Here is a 17,976-nt window from a genome sequence, read left to right as displayed (position 1 = left end):
ATGGCACGCCCGTTTTTCCGCCGCCGCAAGAGCTGCCCCTTCGCCGCCAAGGATGCGCCGAAGATCGATTACAAGGACGTTCGTCTGCTTCAGGGCTTCGTGTCCGAGCGCGGCAAGATCGTCCCCAGCCGCATTACGGCCGTTTCGGCCAAGAAGCAGCGCGAACTGGCCCAGGCCATCAAGCGCGCCCGTCACCTGGGCCTGCTGCCCTACATCGTGAAGTAAGGGGAAAGACCCATGGAAATCATTCTCCTCGAACGCATCGAGAAGCTGGGCGCGATCGGCGACGTCGTCACCGTGAAGGACGGTTACGCACGTAACTTCCTGCTGCCCAACAAGAAGGCGCTGCGCTCCAACAACGCCAACAAGAAGGTCTTCGAAGCCAACCGCGCGAAGATCGAGGCCGACAACGCCGCTCGCCGCACGGACGCCGAAGCGGCTGCCGAAGGCGTCAACGGCAAGCAGATCGTCCTGATCCGCCAGTCGTCGAACGCCGGCCATCTTTATGGTTCGGTCGCCGTCCGTGACGTCGTGGACGCGCTGCACGCCGATGGCGTGACCAACGTCACCAAGGCGATGGTCGTTCTGGAACGCCCGATCAAGACGCTCGGCGTGTTCGACGTCAAGGTCGCGCTGCACCCCGAAGTCGCCGTGACGATCACCGTCAACGTCGCCCGCTCGCCGGAAGAAGCAGAGCTTCAGTCGCAGGGCGTGGATGTGATGGCCGATCTGTTCGAAAAGGACGAGGCTGGCTTCACCGAAGATTATGATCCCAATGCCGAACCGGGCGAAATCGCTTCGGTCAGCAGCGACGAAGAAGAAGAGACGGCTGAAGAAGCCTGATCGCCTTTACCAGGATCAAACGAGAAAGCCGCCCCGCAACGGGCGGCTTTTTTGTTGGGCATGATAGGTGGAGATTTACAACGCCTTTCTGTCCCGGCGCAGACTGGGGTGCAGTACCGGATCGTCAGACGCCCATTCCCTATCCGGTCATCCGTGCATCACGACCCACAGAGCGGCAAGGGCCAGCGCCAGCACGAAGGCGACGATCATATAGGTGCCCAGCGTGCGGGTGGCGGTTTTCGGTGTCTTCTCTGTGTGATGGGGCATCGGCATTCCTCTTTGATGACAATGTATGACCAACGCGCGCAGCCGCGACATGATCCGAGCGGCCCGGCCATCATATGGTTTTGGATGGGGTTTCGGCTCCTCTCCAAAGCAAAGGGGCCGGAGACTTGCGCCTCCGACCCCTTTTGCCCAGCCGGCTGGCAGCCGCCGTCAGAAACGAAAGCCGCCGGTCAACGCAACCTCCTGCCGCGAGGCAGACAGGCCGGTGTCGATGCCGGCCAGCGTGAAGTCGCCATAATCGCTGTAGCGATATTCGACGCGGGCGAAATGGTGCGCGTTGGTCAGTTCCACGCCGCCGCCCAGGCGCCAGCCTTCCATCGTATCGCTGTCGCTGACCGTCAGGCCGGCCCCGTCATTATAGGTCAGCTTCGTGCGGGCATTGGTATAGCCGCCCTTGGCATAGACGAGCAGATTGGGCGCGACCGGAAAACCGATGCGCGCGCCGATATAGAGGTCGCGACCAGCGGCCAGCTTCGCGCTGTCCCCCATGAAAAGCAGGTCGGTGAAACGCTGCTGCGTCGTGCTGTCGCTGGCTTCCAGTTCCAGCCCGATCACCGCACTGCCCAGATCCATGTCATAACCGGCGGTCACGCCATAGAGCACGCCATCATCATCGGCGCCCATGCCTTCATATTCCAGCCGTACATTGTCATAGCCGGCCAGCACGCCCAGTTTCACGCCACCGAAATTGCTGGCTTCCTGCGCAGCGGCAGGCGTAGCGACGGCAATCGCAGCGATCGCAGCGGGAAGAAGAATACGGATCACAAAAGTCCCCCTTGAGTGACGCCCTCCATGCGGGGCCCGCTCTTCCCTGGCCTGACCAAGGTAAAGGAAGCGCTAAACAAAGATGACAAACGCCGACATGGAGCATTTTGTCGGGATGGATATTGCCCTTTGTTTTCCCAGCGCGCGCCATTGTTAACCGGGACAAAAGAAAAGAGCGCCCTCCCCTGCGGAAGGACGCTCCTGACTATCTGGCGGCCATTGGCCGGTCAGAATTTATAATTGGCGCTGACCGTGAAGTTGCGCGGCGCGCCATAACGATATTGATCGTAGAAACCGATCTGCGCGAAATAGCTCTTGTCGGTCAGGTTTTCGAGATTGGCCTGGACGGAGAACTGATCGTTTACCGCCAGGCGCGCCATCAGGCTGACCAGGGCATAACCGTTCTGCTGGAAACTGAACGGTGCGCCCGTGACCGTGTTCAGTCCCTCCGAATAGGCCTTGCTGCGATAATTCACGCCGCCGCCGAAAGTGAAGCCGGACAGGATGTCCGGGAACGTATAGGTGGTGAACAGCTTGAGCAGCTTGCGCGGCTGGTTGACCGAAACGGCATTGCCGTCCGAATCCTTCGCCTTGAACTGGCTATAACCCAGGTTGATATTCCAGTTTTCCACCGGGCTTCCGTTGACTTCGAATTCGAAGCCGGTGCTGCGCGTGCCGTCGATGGCGATCGAGGGCTGCTGCGGCAGGCCGCCGGGCGGGGTGATCGGCGGCGCGGTCAGGTCGACCTCGGCCAGATTATCCTGCTCGATGCGGAACAGCGCGATGGAGGTTTGCAGCCGGTCGTCGAAGAAGGCGCTCTTCAGGCCGACTTCATAGGCATTGCCTTCCAGCGGATCGAGCTGGCGCAGGCTGGCGTCCAGCGCGCTCTGCGGCTGGAAGATCTTGGTGTAGCTGGCGTAGAGGCGATGGGCCGGCGTTATGTCGAACAGCGCGCCGACATAGGGGATGAAGACATTCTTGTCGCCATAGTCGCTGGTGACGTCGTAGCTCAAACCCTTCTGCTTCCATGTCGCCAGACGGCCGCCCCCAATCAGCTTGAACTGGTCGGCAAGATTGAGTCGCAGAGCGCCATAGACACCGCTCTGCGTGACCTTTTCTTCCACCGCACGGAAGGCCGTGGTCGAAAAGCCGGGATTTTCATAGGCCGCCCCGGTTTCGTTGACGAAATTCGGTCCGCCCGGGGACGCGAGCGCAGTATAGCTGTCGGTAAAGCGCTTCTGGATGCTTTTCATGCCGCCCAGCACGATCTCATGGTCGCGACCGAAGAGGTTGACGCTGCCCTTGACCTGGACGTCATAGGCGTTCTGCACGCTGCTGCCATAATCCTTGTAGGGATAGGCATATTGAATGACGCCCGTCGCCTTGTCGACCGCGCCTGACAGATAGAGCAGCTGCGCGCGCTCCGAATTTTTCAGCCGGTTGTAATTGGCGGTAATCGTCCATTTGTCGCCGATCTGCTGGCGCAGCGTGGCGAAGATATTCTGGTTGATCGTGTTCCAATAGGTCCAGTCGCCGGTGGTGCTTTTCGACCGGTCCCAATTGGTCAGGCTGCCGTCGGTGTAGAAGGTCGGCAGATTGCCCCAGGACGGCGAATCCCGCTCCGTATCCTGATGGCTGATGCCCGCGCGCAACAGCGTCGTGTCCGTCACATCGGCATCCACCACGCCGTACAGCACGATCCGCTGGTCGCTATAGCGATCGATATAGCTGTCGCCCTGCTCGTACCGGCCCACCAGGCGCACGCGGACGCGGCCGTCGGCGGTGATGGCCCCGCCCACGTCAGCCGACACGCGATAGCGGTCCCAGCTGCCATAGCTGGCATTGATATAGCCGGTCGGATCGACGGCATCGGCATGTTTGCGCACGAAATTGACCGAAGCCGATGGATCGCCCGCGCCGGTCAGCAAGCCGGTCGCGCCACGCACGACCTCGACCCGCTCATAGATGGATGTGTCGGTGCTGGTTTCGCCCGCGCCCCCCGCCAGCGTCCAGGCCAGCGGAATGCCGTCATACTGGAAATTGCGGACCTCAAAGCCGCGCGCGTAAAATTGGTTGCGCAGATCGTCCAGATTATTGACCGAAATGCCCACGGCGTTGCGCAGCACATCGGCGGCGCTGACCAGGTTCTGGTCCAATATGCGCTGGGCGGTCAGGATCGTCACCGACTGGGGCGTTTCCCGCACCGTCAGGCCAAGCCCGGTCGCCGTGTCGATCTTGTCAGGGACGATATATTTGCCGGTGACGATGATTTCGCCTGCATCGGCGGGCGCTTCGGCCGGTACCTGGGCCGCAGCCGGCATGGCCGCGAAAGCGGCGACCGATGCGCCGAGCAGGAGTGAAAATTTCTGAATCATGAAGCAGCCCCCGATAGGAATTCCGTGGCGCTGCCGTCGTACGATGGGTTGGCCCCAGCCCGCGGCAACATCCGTATGGCGCCAGCCGATAGCTAAATTAATAATGGTTCGCAATATTAACTCACAAGGCTAGATGCGATTTTGCGAAAGGGTCGCATTTGCGTCACGCGGGATTCACGCGCGACCCGTTTGCGTCGTGCTCCCCTCCCCGCCGCGGCGGGTCGATCCGCTTTCATCATGAGGTTCCGGAACGGCGATGCAGGACAAGCGTTCGAACCGGCATGGAAGACCGCTCCCTCATCGAACGACTGGCGCGCCATCTGGCGGCCGCGCAACCGGACGAATGGCCCGCACGGGTGGAGGATGCCGCCAGCATCCTGGCCCTGATCAAGGAACCCGACAGGGCGATGCGCGAGACAGGCGATGCCGGCATCTGGGGCATGATGATCGACGCGGCACTTCGCGAACGCTGGTCCCTGCCCCGGCCCGATGCGCAGGAGGGAGAAACCGGCGGATCGGACGAGGAAGGCGAGATTCGCCTGACCGCGGATGCGATCGGCCACGACCGGGCCGATTGGGTCCATCTCCACCATGGGCAGGAGCAAAAGCCATGAAGGGGTTGCTGAAACTCGCCATCGTCACGGGACTCGGTGCTTTCGCCTATAAAGGATGGCGGGACTGGATGGGCACCGGCGATGCGGAAGAAACACCCGGCTCCTCCGGCTTCATCCGTGAGGCGGGACCGCAACAGGGTATCGCGCCGGCCGACTGGGACATGGTCGACGAACAGTCGGACGAAAGCTTTCCCGCCAGCGACCCGCCCGGAAATTATTGAACGCCAGCAGTTCCTTGCTCCGCGCATGCGCGCCCTCTATGAAGCGCGGCGGGCGCGCCCTGCGCCTGCAACAGGGGAAATATTGATATGCCTTCGGGTCTGATCGCGCTGCTCGACGATGTGGCGGGCATTGCCAAGCTGACCGCGACATCGCTGGACGATGTCGCCGCGGCCGCCGGCCGGGCGGGCACGAAGGCCGCTGGCGTGGTGATCGACGATGCCGCCGTCACCCCCAAATATGTGATGGGCCTGACCCCCGACCGGGAATTGCCGATCATCTGGAAGATCGCCAAGGGATCGCTGCGGAACAAGCTGCTCTTCCTGCTGCCCGCCGCGCTGCTGATGAGCGCGTTCGCGCCCTGGCTGCTGCCACCATTGCTGATGCTGGGTGGCGCCTTCCTCTGTTTCGAGGCGGTGGAAAAGCTGCTGGAGGCTGTCCAGGGCGGCCATGACGTCGCCGAGGAAGCGACCAAGGCGCATAGCAGCGCCGAGTTGGAGAATCAGAAGGTTTCCAGCGCGATCCGCACCGATTTCATCCTGTCGGGTGAGATCATGGCGATTTCGCTGGGCACGGTCGCGACCGAACCCGTGTGGGAACAGGCGCTGATTCTCGTCGTCGTCGCCATCCTCATCACCGCTGGCGTCTATGGCGTCGTCGGCCTGATCGTGAAGATGGACGATATCGGCCTGCACCTCGCGAAGAAGGACGGTGCGAGTAGCCAGACACTGGGCCGTGCGCTGGTAAAGGCGATGCCGGTGCTGATGTCGATCCTGGCCGTGGTCGGGACCGCCGCGATGCTGTGGGTCGGCGGCGGGCTGATCGTGCATGGTCTGCATGAATTCCACCTCGACCTGATTCCTGGCGCTATCCATCATTTTGCAGAAGGGGCCGCCCATGCCGTGCCGGCCATCGGCGGCTTTCTTGACTGGCTGGTCAATGCCATCGGCGGCGCGATCGTCGGACTGGTGATCGGCGGCATCATCGTGGGCGTGCTGCACCTGTTCAAGAAACACTAAGCGCTCTAGAGGGACGAATAACTCTACCTCCGTTCGTTTCGAGCCTGGCCGAGAGACGCGAAGCGCGGTGCCACGCGCTTCTCGACTTCGATCGAAGCGCACGGAAACTTCCCTTGTCGGATTGCCCAAGTGACCCACCCCTCCCCCTGGCGTATCGAGGCCGGCGCGCTGATCGCGCTGGCGCTGCCGATGATCGCGGGCAACATCGCCTGGTCGGCTATCGCCGCCACCGATCTGCTGCTGCTCGGCCGTATCGGGGCGGAGGCGGTCGCGGCCGGTGCGCTGGCGATCAACCTGTTCCACGCCCTGCTGCTGTTCGGGATGGGCTTGGTCACCGCCGCCTCTCCCCTGATCGCCAGCGAGCGAGGCCGTCGCCGCCATAGCGTCCGCGACGTGCGCCGGACCGTTCAGCAGACGCTGCGCGCAGCCCTCTTCTTCGTGCTGCCGGCCTGGCTGCTATTGTGGGAGTGCGAGGCGATCCTGCTCGCCATGGGGCAGGATGCCGATCTGGCACGCGAAGCCGGCCATCTGATGCACGGCCTGCAATGGGCGCTGCTCCCCTTCCTTGGCTTTACCACGCTGCGTAACTTCATCGCCGCGCTGGAACGGCCGGTCTGGGGCCTCATCATCATGTTGGGCGCCATTCCGTTCAACATAGTGACGGGCTGGGCCCTGATCTTTGGCCATCTGGGCTTTCCCCCGCTCGGCCTGTTCGGCGCGGGCCTTGCCAGTACGCTATCCTCCTGCTTCCTCTTCTTCGGCCTGTTGGGGGTCATCCTGATCGACCGCCGGTTCCGCCGCTATCGCCTGATGGGCCGCTTCTGGACCCGCGACCGCGAACGGCAGCGGCAGGTCTGGGCGCTCGGCCTGCCGATCGCCATCACGCTGGGGTTCGAAACCACCGTGTTCAACGCCTCGGCCTTCCTGATGGGGCTGATCGACCGCGATTCGCTGGCCGCCCATGCGGTTGCGATCCAGATCGCCGCCTTGGTCTTCATGGTGCCGATGGGCATCGGTCAGGCCGCGACCATCCGCGTCGGCATCGCCTATGGTCGGAGGGATCATGCGGGCATCGGCCGGGCCGGATGGCTGGCCCTGATGATCGGCACCGGCTTCGCCTGTTGCGCCGCCGCCCTGCTGATCCTGATGCCGCGCACCTTGGTATCGGCCTTCCTCGACCTGTCCAACCCCGCCAATGGCCGAACGGCGGCGCTCGCGATCAGCTTCCTGGCCGTCGCCGCCCTGTTCCAGCTCGTCGATGCCGCGCAGGCGGTGGGCGCGGGCGTATTGCGCGGTGTGCAGGACACGACCGTGCCGATGATCTTCGCCCTGATCGGGTACTGGATCGTCGGCCTTGGCGTCGGCACCCTGCTGGCCTTTCCCTTGGGCATGCAGGGGCTGGGCATCTGGTTCGGCCTTGCCAGCGGGCTTGGCGCTGTGGCGATACTGCTCATCAGCCGCTGGAGCCTGCGCGATCGGCTGGGGCTGCTGCCGGCCTAACGATTCGTCGCGGCGATTGCACGGAAGGGACATGGTGCAGCGCACAAAGCAATTGAAAGAATCACGCAAATCGGTCAGGGAAGCGAAATCATGCAAGCCCCGACCGAGATTTTTGAAGCCATCGCGCTCCAGAAGTGCCTGAAGGTGACCTATAATAAAATGGTCGTCACGCTGGCGCCCCACATCCTCTACACGCGCCACGATGAGATGTTCATCGACGCCGTGACCACGGACCGTAACGGCACGCCCCCGCGCGAGTTGAAGCTTGGCACGTTCAAGCTGGTCGGCCTGTCGGATATCCAGGTGCTCGATCAGGCGTTCGAGGCGATGTACGGCCTCTACAACGAAACCGACGACAAATATAAGGGCAAGACCCTGTTCGCCGTCACGCCGGAAAGCCAGGCGGCCTGAAAGGGCTAGAGCATTTTGAAGTCACCTGGAACAGATGACGGCTCGCAAAAATGCGGAAAACAAAAGAAGTCTGACCTTGGAAGCAATGCGGGCGGCCATGGGCCGCCCTTTTCATTTCTTCAGCCGATACCCGGTCCGGAACATCCAGCCGATGATCGCGATGCACAGGATCAGCATCGCCGCGACGAACAACAGGCTATATTCGATTGCCACATCGCCCCGACCGAAGAAGGTCCAGCGAAAGCCGGAGATCAGATAGACGATCGGGTTGAACAGGGTCATCGTGCGCCATGGGTCGGCCAGCATATGCACCGAATAGAAGGCACCACCCAAAAAGGTCAGCGGCGTCACCACCAGCAGCGGGATCACCTGCAACTGTTCGAACCCCTGCGCCCATATGCCTAGGATGAAACCGAACAGGCAGAAACTGATCGCGATCAGCATCATGAACCCCGCCATGGCGAAGGGGTGGGCGATATGGATATCGACGAACAGATGCGCGGTCAGGAAGATGATCGTCCCCACGATCAGCGATTTGGTCGCCGCGGCGCCAACATAGGCGACGACCGTCTCCGTGGCGGAGATCGGCGCGGACAGCAGCTCATAGATGGTGCCGCTATATTTGGGCATGTAGATGCCGAAACTGGCGTTGAAGATGCTCTCGGTCAGCATCGACATCATGATGAGGCCCGGCACGATGAAGGCGCCATAGGCGATCCCGTCCACCTGCGTCATGCGCGACCCGATCGCGCCGCCGAACACGACGAAATAGAGCGTCGTGGTGATGACCGGCACCAGCAGACCGGTCAGCCAGGTTCGGCGGAAACGGTGCAGCTCGAACTTGTAGATGGACGCGATCGCGTGGAAATTCTGGAGGCTCATGCGGCCTTCTCCTGATGGACGAGGCTCACGAAAATATCCTCCAGGCTGCTCTGCTTGGTGTTGAGATCCTTGTAGCCGATGCCAAGGTCGCCCAGTTTGCGCAGCAGAGATGACACGCCGGTCCGCTCCGCCTGCGTATCGAAAATATATTCGATTTCATGGCCGTCCGCGTTCAGCGTGACGTTCCATTCCGCCAATTCGGCCGGGACCGTCTCCATCGGATCGGCCAGCACCACGGTCAGCGTCTTCTTGCCGAGTTTCTTCATGAGCGCGGTCTTTTCCTCGACCAGCATCAATTCGCCCCGGTTGATGACGCCCACCCGGTCGGCCATTTCCTCGGCCTCCTCGATATAATGGGTGGTCAGGATGATAGTCACGCCGGTCTGGCGCAATTCGCCGATCAGCTTCCACATGTCGCGGCGCAGTTCGACATCGACGCCCGCGGTCGGCTCGTCGAGGAACAGCACGCGCGGTTCGTGGGAGAGCGCCTTGGCGATCATCACGCGGCGCTTCATGCCGCCCGACAATTCGATGATCCGGTTGTTGCGCTTGTCCCACAGCGACAGGTCGCGCAAAATCTTTTCGACATGAGCGTCGTTGCGCGGCAGGCCGAACAGCCCGCGGCTCAGGCGCACCGTGTCGATCACCTGCTCGAACTGGTCGGTATGCAATTCCTGGGGGACGAGGCCGATCGCGGTACGCGCGCCGCGATAGTCGCGCACGATGTCATGCCCGGCCACGGTCACGCTGCCCCCGGTCGCGCGGGCGATGCCGCAGATGATGGAGATCATCGTCGTCTTGCCGGCGCCGTTTGGCCCTAGCAGTGCGAAAATCTCCCCTTCCTCGATCGACAGGTCGACGCCCTTGAGCGCCTCGAAACCTGACGCATAGCGTTTCGTCAGGCCCTTGATTTCAATGATGGATGCCATGGATGGCTCTGCCCCTGCTTAGTCGCGCCAAAGATAGGGCTGTGGCGCCCCGATACAACCGGCGCGAACAACATTGCTCAGGCAACAGGACAAGCATAGCCTTCGCTTCCCATGGGCGGAGAAGGCCCCGTGAAAAAGGCCGTCCTGTTTCTTCCGATCGCGCTCATCGTCGCCCCCGACTTCGCGCTGGCCCAGCAACAGCAGCACGATCGCCCGCCGCCAGCCCGTCCCAATCCGCCGCAACCACCCAAGCCAGACCGTCCAGCCATCCAACCGCCGCGCCCGGTCAAACCGCCGCCCCCGCATCGCCCCGGTGCGGGCCGACCACCCCAGTTCAAGCCGATCCATCGACCCGGCTTCCAATATCCCCATGGCTATCGCCGCCGCCCGGCTATTGCTGGGTCCGCTACGGCCCCGACCTGCTGCTGGTCCGCACACGCACACGCAAGGTCGTCGATGTGATCTACGGCGCTTTCTACTGACGCAAAAAGAGGGCCGCATCGCCCGATGCAGCCCCTCTTCGACATCTCAGAATTCAGTCCTGCTCGCCGCGCCGAAAGAAGCGAAAAACGGTAGCGGGCGGGAAATTGCGCACGGTCTGGCCTGCGCGCACGACATCCAGGCCCAGCGCCTCCATCACGTCGCGATTGACCGGCGGCCGCATCGAATAGGTGAATTGCACGAAGCTGCCGCCCGGCCGCAGCATGCGGAAGGATTCGGACAATATGTCGAAATGCATGTAGCGGTCCATCGCCAGCAGCGGCAGGCCGCTGACCACGGTCTGATAGTCGCCAGGCTGTCCGGCGGTCGCGGTCGATACGATCTGCGCGGGCGTCTCCAGAATCGACACATGCGGGAAATGCCGACGCAGGCCACGCGCGAAGGCCGGGTTGATCTCCACCACCTCCAGCTTGTCCGCCGGCAGGCCGGTTTCCAATATGGCGCGGGTGAAGACCCCGGTGCCGCCGCCCAGTTCCAGCACGCGCCCGCCCTGCGGATCGATCTGCCCCACCATCAGCTTGGCCAGATAGCGGCTGGACGGCACCACGGACGCCGTCTGGCGCGGCTTCTTCACCCAGGCGGCGAGGAAATCGAGATATTCGGTGGCGCGGGCGCGAAATTCGCCACCGGGCAGGGCAATCGCCCGGCTACGCTTGGGCTTATGCTGCATAAGCGAGATGCGACCGCATTTTATCCATCCCGACTCCCTTAGCGAGGTCAAAGGGCGGCGTCGATTGACTTTCGCGTGTCGATTGCGCCGCCCGCCTTCAACCGTGGCCCGATTGTCGAAAAACGGGCCCCAGCTACTCAAGCGCTCACTTGCCCTTGCCGGCCTCATTGGCAGCCAGCACGCGCAACACATTGCCGGACCAGATTTTCTGGACGTCGGCCTCGCTATAGCCGGCCTTGAGCAGCGCGGCGGTGATCTTGGGCAGGTCGACGACATCTTCCATGCCGACCACGCCGCCGCCGCCGTCCCAATCGGCGCCGACGCCGACATGGTCGGGGCCCACGACCTTGAGCGCATGGAGCATATGCGCCATGAAATCGTCGAAGGTCGGCCGATCGGTATCGGGATAGAGCCGGTCGATCTCCTGACGCTTTGCCAGCAGTTCGGCGCGCTTTTCCGGCGACAGTTTCGCGTCTTCGCGCAACTGCCCGAACAGCGCCTTCAACGCCTCCTGCCGTTGCGGATTGGGTTTGGACGCACGCAAATAGGTGCCATAGGCGTTCATCTGAATGACGCCGCCCTTGGCCGCCAGAGCCTTCAGATGGTCATCGTCGATATTGCGCGGATGGCCGTAAATCGCCTTGCAACCCGAATGGGTCAGCAGGATCGGCGTGGTGGACAGGGCCAGCAGATCGTCCAGCACCTGGTCCGAGCTGTGCGACGCATCGGGCACGATGCCCAGGCGATTCATTTCCTTGAGCAATTCCTTGCCGAGCGGGCTGAGGCCGCCGAAGCGCGGCTTGCCCGACGGGTCGGTGCTGCTGTCGGCAAACTGGTTATGCGCGAAATGGGCGAAGCCCGACACGCGCACGCCGATATCGTAGAAGGTCTTGAGCAGGGTGACGTCCTCACCCAGCGGATAGGCGTTTTCGATCGACAGATAGACGACCCGCTTTCCCGCGGCCGCGATCGGCGCCGCGTCCTTTGCCTCCAGCGCCAGCGCGAAATTGGCCGGGTCCGCCGCCACCATGTTGCGGATCGACAGGCCGCGCAGGATCGCAAAGTCGCGCGCCTTGCGGAACCCCTCGATCGTCACCGGCCCCTGCCCGGTATAGATCGCCCAGAAGCCGCCATCCAGGCCGCCCTTCTTCATGCGCGGCAAGTCGACCTGCGTATAGTCGCCATGCACGTCATGCCCCTCCTCGATCGACCAGCCGGGCAGGTCGAGCGAGGCAGGCGTGTCGAGATGGCTGTCGAGCGTCAGCAGCTTCTGGTGCAGCTGATAGACCTGCTTCGTGACGACAGGCGCCTCCGCCTGCGCGGTCAGCGGGAGCAGCGCGACAAGCGCCGCCCCCAACATCAAGCCGGCCCGCATCAGATCTCACCCGAAATGGTGAACTGGAATGTGCGCGGCGATTGCGGACGGAAATTGCCGTCGCCCGTCACCGACGGCGAGATGTAGGACAGCGTATCCTTGTCGAAGATATTGTCGACGTTGAAGCGCGCCTTCATCCCCTTGATGGGACCGAGCGAGAAGCCGTCGCCGATATCGACATAGGCGCTGAAGATGGTGAAAGCCGGAATGGCCGAAGAAATCTGTGGTCCTGCGCTATTTGCGGGATCAGGTCGCAAATTGGTCAGCGTGGCAAAGCGACTGCTGGTATATTTGCCGTTGATGTTGGCGACCAGCCAGCTTGCCGGCTCGATCGTCACGCCGCCGTTCACGATCCACTTCGCGCTATCGGGCAGATATTTGCCGGCCAGCGCAGTGCCATTGGGCAGGTCATCCTGGAACTTGGCATGGTTATAGGTGGCGTTGAGATTGAAATAAGCGAGGCCATGCAGGAAGGCAGGCTTGTAGGTGCCGGTGAATTCCGCGCCATAGGCCTTCACGCCGCCGACATTGGTATAGACCGATTCCAGGACGTTGCTCCCCGCCAGCGGGATGGCCGTCACCGCGATGCGGTTGTCGAACTTGGTATAATAGGCCGCCAGCGCCCCGTAGAATTCCGACTGGTTGGTCCGGATGCCCAGCTCGAAATTCTTCGATTTTTCCGCTTGCGGCTTGGGGGCCAGGGCGCCGGTCGACGGTACGGTCGAATAGATATCGTCCAGCCCCTTGGGCAGGGCGGTATTTTCCGCATAGGACGCAAAAATCTGCGAACGGCCGTCCAGTTTGTAGATCAGGCCCGCCATCGGCAGGAAGCCGTCGGTATAGTTGGCCGACGCACCATGCGGCCCCCAGCCCGCCACATAGTTGGGCGCGGCGGTCGTGCCGGTATTCCGGTAATAATCGGCATAATCGCGATAGCCGAAATAATGATAATCCATGGACAGCGCCTTGAAGCCTACGTCCACGATCAACTTGTCGTCCAGGAACTTGGCCGTGTCCTTCAGGAAGGCCTGCGTGATGTTGCGTTCGCTGCGATAATCGCGGCGCAGGAAGACGAGCGAATCAAGATCGGCCGGGCTGGACGGCGACCCATCGGTCGTGTTGTAGCGGGCTTGCGTGCGGTGATACTGGTCCAGTTCCGCCCAGGCGCCCGCCTCGATGCTGTGATTGGCGAGGTCGATGTGGAATTTGGTCGTGATGCCATAGCGGTTGCCACCCACGCCCGACCGGCCGAACTGCGTGCCGCGCGGCGCGTTGACGGGCAGGCCGATGGCGACCTGACCCGTGTAGATGGCCAGGCTGTTGGCATAGCTGTCTGGCGACACGCCATAGCCGCCCTTGTCTTCCCAATAGGCCGTCGTTTCCAGCCAGGCATTGTCGGCAACGCCCAGATGGACGGTCGCGCCGTACAGCTTGTCCTTACGCACGTTGATGGCCAGGTTGTAGCTGTTGATATAGGCCGAATTTGAATAGGCCACGCCCGGCGCGGTCGGCGCGAAACCCGGCGTCGTGTTGGGCGGCGCGACGATATAGCCGATGTCCCGACCGGTGCCGCTGTTATAGAAGATCGGGGTCGCGCTATTATATTGGGCGCGCGTCATCGACGGCGAATCATAGTCGAAAAAGTCGTTCGACACGAATTTGAACCGCGCCCAGCTGTCGCCGCCCAGATCGGCATGGACCTGCGCTTCCCAATGTTCGCGGTCCACCGAGCCTTCGCCGCGCCACAGGTCGCTGTCCAGCTTCGTACGGCTGACATAGGCCTTGAACGGACCGATCTTGCCCGTGTTCACGCGGATGAAGGTGCGCTTCAGATCGTTGTCGCCAAAGCTTTGCGACACGAACAGGCCCATCTGGTCCTGCGGCTCTATGCTGTTGTAGCTGATGATCGGACCCAGCGAGGAATAGCTGGGCAGGCCGACGTCGCCCGCACCCACCGATGCTTCCACCCGGCCCAGATTTTCATTGTCGACATAGCGGAAGACCGGGCTGCCGCCGAAGGCATCGCTGCGGCCCGTGGGGATGCCATCGACGATGAAGCCGATCTGATCGAGGTTGAAGGCGCGGGTCTGGACGCTGTTGCCAAATTCATAAAGGCCGAGCGGACCGTCGGTCTGTACGTTGAAACCCGGCAACTGCTCCAGCATCTTGAGGCCCGAAATGCCAGACGGCGCGGACAGCAGCGCATCGCGCGTGATGCCCACCGTGTTCGTCACCTTGTCCTGCCCGATCGCTTCGGACGATTGCGAAATGCGGCGGCCGGTCACGGTGATGGAGCCTTCATCACCATCCACCGGCGTCTGCGCCTGAGCGGTGCTCAGCGCCCCGGCCGCGCAGGCAACGAACAGCGCGGCACGAGAGGATAGACGAATGGACGAGGCAACGGACATGCAAGACTCCCTGTTTTCAACACGCAGCAGCGAGGCGTGAGCGCCTATGGGCGCCACTCATCACTTCGTTTCTGCGTTTCTTTGTGAAACGAGAGTGCCGGGCAACTCCGCCACGGACCAATGAGATTTTCTAAGGCCCTGGCGAGATAATCAAAATATTATGAGCCGTTACCGCCCCTTCCAGACGCCGGGCCGCTTTTCGACGAAGGCGGTCATGCCTTCCTTCTTGTCGTCGGTGGCCGTGAGGATCTGGAACAGGCGACGTTCGGTGAGCAAGCCCTGGGCCAGACCGGTTTCGAAGGCGATGTTGACCATTTCCTTGTTCACCATCGCGGCCATCGGCGGCAACGCGGCGATCGTCGCGGCGGTCTTGAGCGCCTCGTCGATCAGGTCGGCGGCCGGCACGATGCGGCTCACCAGCCCGGATCGCTCTGCTTCGGCCGCGTCCATCATGCGCCCGGTCAGGCACATTTCCATCGCCTTGGCCTTGCCCACCGCGCGGGTCAGGCGCTGCGACCCGCCCATGCCCGGCGCCACGCCCAGCTTGATTTCGGGCTGGCCGAATTTCGCCGTATCGCCCGCGATGATGAAGTCCGCCATCATCGCCAGTTCGCACCCGCCACCCAGCGCAAAGCCCTGTACCGCCGCGATCCACGGCTTGCGCGTCGCGACCACGCCGGTCTGCCAGCCGGAAAAGAAATCCTCCAGGAAAAAGTCTGCGGCCGGCTTATCCACCATTTCCTTGATGTCGGCGCCCGCCGCGAAGGCTTTTTCGCCGCTACCGGTCAGGACCGCGCAATGCTGGGTCGGATCGGCGTCATAGGCGGAAAAAGCCGCGCTCAGATCCCTTAGCACATGACTGTTCAGCGCGTTCAGCGCCTGCGGCCGGTTCAGCGTGATCAGCGTGACCGCGTCGCGCTGTTCGACCAGGATCGTTTCGTAGCTCATGCTTTCTCCTCTGACATTTTTTTGACCGTAGGGCGTTACCGGCCCAGATGCATGAAATCGCGGTCATAGCTCCTCAAATGGGCGCCGCCATCGACATAGAGTGTCTGCCCCGTCACCGCCATCGCCTCCACCAGATAGAGGACAGCCTGCGCGATCTGCTCCGCCTGCGGCAGGCGCGCGAGCGGCATCAGGTCGGCCAGCCGCTCCATCTGCGCCTCGTCATAATCGGGGGTCGCCATGGTAAGGCCCGGCGCCACGCCGTTCACCCGGACCCTGGGCGCCAGGCTGTTCGCGCTGGTACGGGTCAGACCCGCCAGCGCCAGCTTGGACAGGGTATAGGCCATCTGGTCGGCATGGGGATGGTCGATCCGCTGATCGAGGATATTGACGATGCAGCGATCCCCCACCCCCGCCGGCACGGTCGCGAAAGCCTTGGTCAGCAAGGTCGGCGCGGCGCAATTGACCGCATAATGGCGCATCAGATCGTCGGCGGTCACGGTTTCCAGCCGGTCCTGCCCGAAAATGGCGGCGCTGTTGATCAATATGTCGGGCGGCCGGCCGAAACGCTCCGCCACCTGCGCCACCAGTTCCTCAGCCCCTTCGGGATCGGCGAAATCGACGACGAACCCTTCCCATTCCGTGCCTTCCTCCTCGAAGGTCAGCGCCAGATGGGAATCGAGCCGCGTGTCGTGACTGCCATGGATGGCGAGCGAATGACCGGCCCGCGCCAGCGCAGCCGCGATGATGCCGCCCAGCCGCCGATGCCCGCCGGTGACGAGCGCCAGCCGCTTGGGCGCCAGCGGCGCGCCGACCGGCGCGACATCGCTGCGCGCCTTGCCCAGCGGGCGGTAGGCAGGTTCTTGCGTCTCGCTCATGAAGCGATGAGCTTCAGCACTTCCTCCCGCGACTTTTCATCATCGCGGAACACGCCCAGCATGCGGCTGGTCTTCATGATGACATTGGGGGTACGCACGCCCCGCCCGGTCATGCAGCCATGGGTCGCCTCTATCACCACGGCCACGCCCTGGGGCTTTAGATGCTCCCAGATGCAGTTGGCGACTTCCGACGTCAGCCGTTCCTGCACCTGCAACCGGTTGGCATAGGCGTGCAGGACGCGGGCGAGCTTCGAAATGCCGACCACATAGTCGCCGGGCAGATAGGCGATATGCGCCTTGCCGACGATCGGCGCCATATGATGTTCGCAATGCGACTGGAACGGAATGTCCTTCAGCAGCACGACATCGTCATAGCCACCCACTTCATGGAAGATGCGCGACAGGTGATAGGCCGGGTCGTCGGCATAGCCGCGGCAATATTCGCGCCAGGCGCGCGCCACGCGCTCCGGGGTTTCCACCAGTCCTTCGCGTTCGGGGCTGTCGCCCGACCAGCGGATCAGGGTGCGGATCGCGTCGCTGACTTCGGCCGGCACCGGCTCCTTGCCTTCGCCCACCGTTTCCGCTTCCAGGTCACATGCCATCTACCGGCCACTCCTTATGCTGTTGATCCCGCATATGGCGGCTGGGTTGCGCGATGGCCAGTGCCTTTCGGGCCGCTGGACACAAGATCGCAGCGGTGGCAAATCGGGCGAAAACGGGATCGCCACGATATTATGTCCATACCTCTGACCTATCATGCGTACTAAACGGATCGCCGCCGTGTTGCTGGCGGCTGGAACATCCTCCCGCTTTGGCGAGGCGGACAAGCTGATGACCGACCTGCGCGGCAAGCCGATGGCGGCGCATGTGCTGGAAACGGTCGCGTCCATGGCCTTTGCCGAGCTGATCGCGGTCGTCCGGCCGATCGAGTTCGCGCCGGTCATCCATCGCAAGCTGGACCGGCGCGGCTATACCATCATCGTCAACGACCAGCCCGAAGACGGCATATCGGGCAGCATCGTGCGCGCGGTCGAACATGTGATGCCCAATAAAAAGATACGCGGCATCCTGATCTGTCTGGCCGACATGCCGGACGTACCCCAAACCCATTATAACCGCATCTGCCTGGCGGCGGAGGATATCCGGTCCGTGGTGTCGTCGACCGACGGTTTTTCCTCGTCGCCCCCGGCCTTTATCGGGCGCAAGCATTTCCCCGAACTGCTTGCGCTCAAGGGAGATCAGGGGGCGCGCGCCCTGCTGAGCCACGGTATCCAGATCGAGACGATCGGCAACATATTGCACGATATCGACACGCCCCAGGACTTGCCCGGCTGGCGTCCGGTCACGCCGCAATAGC

19 protein-coding genes are annotated in these 17,976 nt (G+C 62.6%); 8 read left to right on the top strand and 11 right to left on the bottom strand.

The window, feature by feature from the left end; all coding sequences use genetic code 11:
* Together rpsR and rplI are read left to right on the top strand one after the other, a co-directional pair.
* On the top strand, nucleotides 1-225 hold the full coding sequence (gene rpsR / locus AC07UX_RS02190) for a 30S ribosomal protein S18 (protein ID WP_004212076.1): 225 nt from the start codon (nucleotides 1-3) through the stop codon (nucleotides 223-225).
* A 12-nt stretch (nucleotides 226-237) separates the two neighbouring features.
* On the top strand, nucleotides 238-843 hold the full coding sequence (gene rplI / locus AC07UX_RS02185; RefSeq protein WP_495190384.1) for a 50S ribosomal protein L9: 606 nt from the start codon (nucleotides 238-240) through the stop codon (nucleotides 841-843).
* 435 nt (nucleotides 844-1,278) lie between these two features.
* On the opposite strand, the gene AC07UX_RS02180 is transcribed toward rplI, so the two are convergent.
* On the bottom strand, nucleotides 1,279-1,893 hold the full coding sequence (locus AC07UX_RS02180; RefSeq protein WP_495190383.1) for an outer membrane protein: 615 nt from the start codon (nucleotides 1,891-1,893) through the stop codon (nucleotides 1,279-1,281).
* A gap of 227 nt (nucleotides 1,894-2,120) precedes the next feature.
* Nucleotides 2,121-4,268, bottom strand: a complete 2,148-nt coding sequence (locus AC07UX_RS02175; RefSeq protein ID WP_495190382.1) for a TonB-dependent siderophore receptor — start codon at nucleotides 4,266-4,268, stop codon at nucleotides 2,121-2,123.
* 281 nt (nucleotides 4,269-4,549) lie between these two features.
* On the opposite strand from AC07UX_RS02175, the gene AC07UX_RS02170 reads away from it, so the two are divergent.
* The 5 genes from AC07UX_RS02170 (at nucleotide 4,550) to AC07UX_RS02150 (ending at nucleotide 8,031) form a co-directional block, all read left to right on the top strand.
* Nucleotides 4,550-4,882 (top strand): hypothetical protein, encoded by a 333-nt coding sequence (locus AC07UX_RS02170; RefSeq protein ID WP_495190381.1) that lies wholly within the window; start codon nucleotides 4,550-4,552, stop codon nucleotides 4,880-4,882.
* Entirely contained in the window at nucleotides 4,879-5,103 is a 225-nt protein-coding gene (locus AC07UX_RS02165; RefSeq protein WP_495190380.1) for a hypothetical protein, read from the top strand. Before AC07UX_RS02170 ends, AC07UX_RS02165 begins: the two co-directional genes overlap by 4 nt.
* Before the next feature lie 87 nt (nucleotides 5,104-5,190).
* Nucleotides 5,191-6,120: a DUF808 domain-containing protein gene (locus tag AC07UX_RS02160; protein ID WP_495190379.1), complete on the top strand. Its 930-nt coding sequence runs from the start codon at nucleotides 5,191-5,193 to the stop codon at nucleotides 6,118-6,120.
* A gap of 189 nt (nucleotides 6,121-6,309) precedes the next feature.
* A complete protein-coding gene (locus tag AC07UX_RS02155) occupies nucleotides 6,310-7,620 on the top strand; it encodes an MATE family efflux transporter (RefSeq protein ID WP_495191758.1) in 1,311 nt (436 codons plus the stop codon).
* A gap of 90 nt (nucleotides 7,621-7,710) precedes the next feature.
* Complete coding sequence (locus AC07UX_RS02150) at nucleotides 7,711-8,031, top strand: hypothetical protein (RefSeq protein WP_495190378.1); 321 nt, start codon at nucleotides 7,711-7,713, stop codon at nucleotides 8,029-8,031.
* 111 nt (nucleotides 8,032-8,142) lie between these two features.
* Here the strand turns inward: AC07UX_RS02150 and AC07UX_RS02145 are convergent, their stop codons facing one another.
* From AC07UX_RS02145 to folE, 9 genes are all read right to left on the bottom strand, one after another.
* Nucleotides 8,143-8,913, bottom strand: a complete 771-nt coding sequence (locus tag AC07UX_RS02145; RefSeq protein WP_495190377.1) for an ABC transporter permease — start codon at nucleotides 8,911-8,913, stop codon at nucleotides 8,143-8,145.
* Nucleotides 8,910-9,842, bottom strand: coding sequence for an ABC transporter ATP-binding protein (locus AC07UX_RS02140; RefSeq protein ID WP_495190376.1), 933 nt, complete (start codon nucleotides 9,840-9,842; stop codon nucleotides 8,910-8,912). Before AC07UX_RS02140 ends, AC07UX_RS02145 begins: the two co-directional genes overlap by 4 nt.
* 18 nt (nucleotides 9,843-9,860) lie before the next feature.
* Complete coding sequence (locus AC07UX_RS02135) at nucleotides 9,861-10,214, bottom strand: hypothetical protein (RefSeq protein ID WP_495190375.1); 354 nt, start codon at nucleotides 10,212-10,214, stop codon at nucleotides 9,861-9,863.
* Between the two features lie 163 nt (nucleotides 10,215-10,377).
* Complete coding sequence (locus tag AC07UX_RS02130; protein ID WP_495190374.1) at nucleotides 10,378-11,013, bottom strand: class I SAM-dependent methyltransferase; 636 nt, start codon at nucleotides 11,011-11,013, stop codon at nucleotides 10,378-10,380.
* 145 nt (nucleotides 11,014-11,158) lie between these two features.
* Entirely contained in the window at nucleotides 11,159-12,373 is a 1,215-nt protein-coding gene (locus tag AC07UX_RS02125; RefSeq protein ID WP_495191757.1) for a dipeptidase, read from the bottom strand.
* A 14-nt stretch (nucleotides 12,374-12,387) separates the two neighbouring features.
* A complete protein-coding gene (locus AC07UX_RS02120) occupies nucleotides 12,388-14,796 on the bottom strand; it encodes a TonB-dependent receptor (RefSeq protein WP_495190373.1) in 2,409 nt (802 codons plus the stop codon).
* A gap of 168 nt (nucleotides 14,797-14,964) precedes the next feature.
* A complete protein-coding gene (locus tag AC07UX_RS02115; RefSeq protein ID WP_495190372.1) occupies nucleotides 14,965-15,744 on the bottom strand; it encodes an enoyl-CoA hydratase-related protein in 780 nt (259 codons plus the stop codon).
* Between the two features lie 35 nt (nucleotides 15,745-15,779).
* A complete protein-coding gene (locus AC07UX_RS02110; RefSeq protein WP_495190371.1) occupies nucleotides 15,780-16,619 on the bottom strand; it encodes an SDR family oxidoreductase in 840 nt (279 codons plus the stop codon).
* On the bottom strand, nucleotides 16,616-17,221 hold the full coding sequence (gene folE / locus AC07UX_RS02105) for a GTP cyclohydrolase I FolE (RefSeq protein ID WP_495190370.1): 606 nt from the start codon (nucleotides 17,219-17,221) through the stop codon (nucleotides 16,616-16,618). Before folE ends, AC07UX_RS02110 begins: the two co-directional genes overlap by 4 nt.
* 154 nt (nucleotides 17,222-17,375) lie before the next feature.
* On the opposite strand from folE, the gene AC07UX_RS02100 reads away from it, so the two are divergent.
* On the top strand, nucleotides 17,376-17,975 hold the full coding sequence (locus tag AC07UX_RS02100; protein ID WP_495190369.1) for a nucleotidyltransferase family protein: 600 nt from the start codon (nucleotides 17,376-17,378) through the stop codon (nucleotides 17,973-17,975).
* Nucleotide 17,976 lies beyond the last annotated feature (1 nt).

It is taken from the genome of Sphingobium sp. GW821-FHT02B05, from assembly GCF_059421905.1.
This window is presented reverse-complemented; position numbering and strand designations above follow the sequence as displayed.

What these genes read in the sequence shown, in the direction of transcription:
- AC07UX_RS02155 (WP_495191758.1), top strand. Translation starts at nt 6,310, where the DNA reads ATGATCGCGGGCAACATCGCCTGGTCGGCTATCGCCGCCACCGATCTG.
- AC07UX_RS02170 (WP_495190381.1), top strand. Translation starts at nt 4,550, where the DNA reads ATGGAAGACCGCTCCCTCATCGAACGACTGGCGCGCCATCTGGCGGCC.
- AC07UX_RS02135 (WP_495190375.1), bottom strand. Translation starts at nt 10,214, where the DNA reads ATGGGGATATTGGAAGCCGGGTCGATGGATCGGCTTGAACTGGGGTGG.
- folE (WP_495190370.1), bottom strand. Translation starts at nt 17,221, where the DNA reads ATGGCATGTGACCTGGAAGCGGAAACGGTGGGCGAAGGCAAGGAGCCG.
- AC07UX_RS02160 (WP_495190379.1), top strand. Translation starts at nt 5,191, where the DNA reads ATGCCTTCGGGTCTGATCGCGCTGCTCGACGATGTGGCGGGCATTGCC.
- AC07UX_RS02125 (WP_495191757.1), bottom strand. Translation starts at nt 12,373, where the DNA reads ATGTTGGGGGCGGCGCTTGTCGCGCTGCTCCCGCTGACCGCGCAGGCG.
- AC07UX_RS02145 (WP_495190377.1), bottom strand. Translation starts at nt 8,913, where the DNA reads ATGAGCCTCCAGAATTTCCACGCGATCGCGTCCATCTACAAGTTCGAG.
- AC07UX_RS02175 (WP_495190382.1), bottom strand. Translation starts at nt 4,268, where the DNA reads ATGATTCAGAAATTTTCACTCCTGCTCGGCGCATCGGTCGCCGCTTTC.
- AC07UX_RS02100 (WP_495190369.1), top strand. Translation starts at nt 17,376, where the DNA reads ATGCGTACTAAACGGATCGCCGCCGTGTTGCTGGCGGCTGGAACATCC.
- AC07UX_RS02120 (WP_495190373.1), bottom strand. Translation starts at nt 14,796, where the DNA reads ATGTCCGTTGCCTCGTCCATTCGTCTATCCTCTCGTGCCGCGCTGTTC.
- AC07UX_RS02115 (WP_495190372.1), bottom strand. Translation starts at nt 15,744, where the DNA reads ATGAGCTACGAAACGATCCTGGTCGAACAGCGCGACGCGGTCACGCTG.
- AC07UX_RS02130 (WP_495190374.1), bottom strand. Translation starts at nt 11,013, where the DNA reads ATGCAGCATAAGCCCAAGCGTAGCCGGGCGATTGCCCTGCCCGGTGGC.
- AC07UX_RS02140 (WP_495190376.1), bottom strand. Translation starts at nt 9,842, where the DNA reads ATGGCATCCATCATTGAAATCAAGGGCCTGACGAAACGCTATGCGTCA.
- AC07UX_RS02150 (WP_495190378.1), top strand. Translation starts at nt 7,711, where the DNA reads ATGCAAGCCCCGACCGAGATTTTTGAAGCCATCGCGCTCCAGAAGTGC.
- rplI (WP_495190384.1), top strand. Translation starts at nt 238, where the DNA reads ATGGAAATCATTCTCCTCGAACGCATCGAGAAGCTGGGCGCGATCGGC.
- AC07UX_RS02165 (WP_495190380.1), top strand. Translation starts at nt 4,879, where the DNA reads ATGAAGGGGTTGCTGAAACTCGCCATCGTCACGGGACTCGGTGCTTTC.
- rpsR (WP_004212076.1), top strand. Translation starts at nt 1, where the DNA reads ATGGCACGCCCGTTTTTCCGCCGCCGCAAGAGCTGCCCCTTCGCCGCC.
- AC07UX_RS02110 (WP_495190371.1), bottom strand. Translation starts at nt 16,619, where the DNA reads ATGAGCGAGACGCAAGAACCTGCCTACCGCCCGCTGGGCAAGGCGCGC.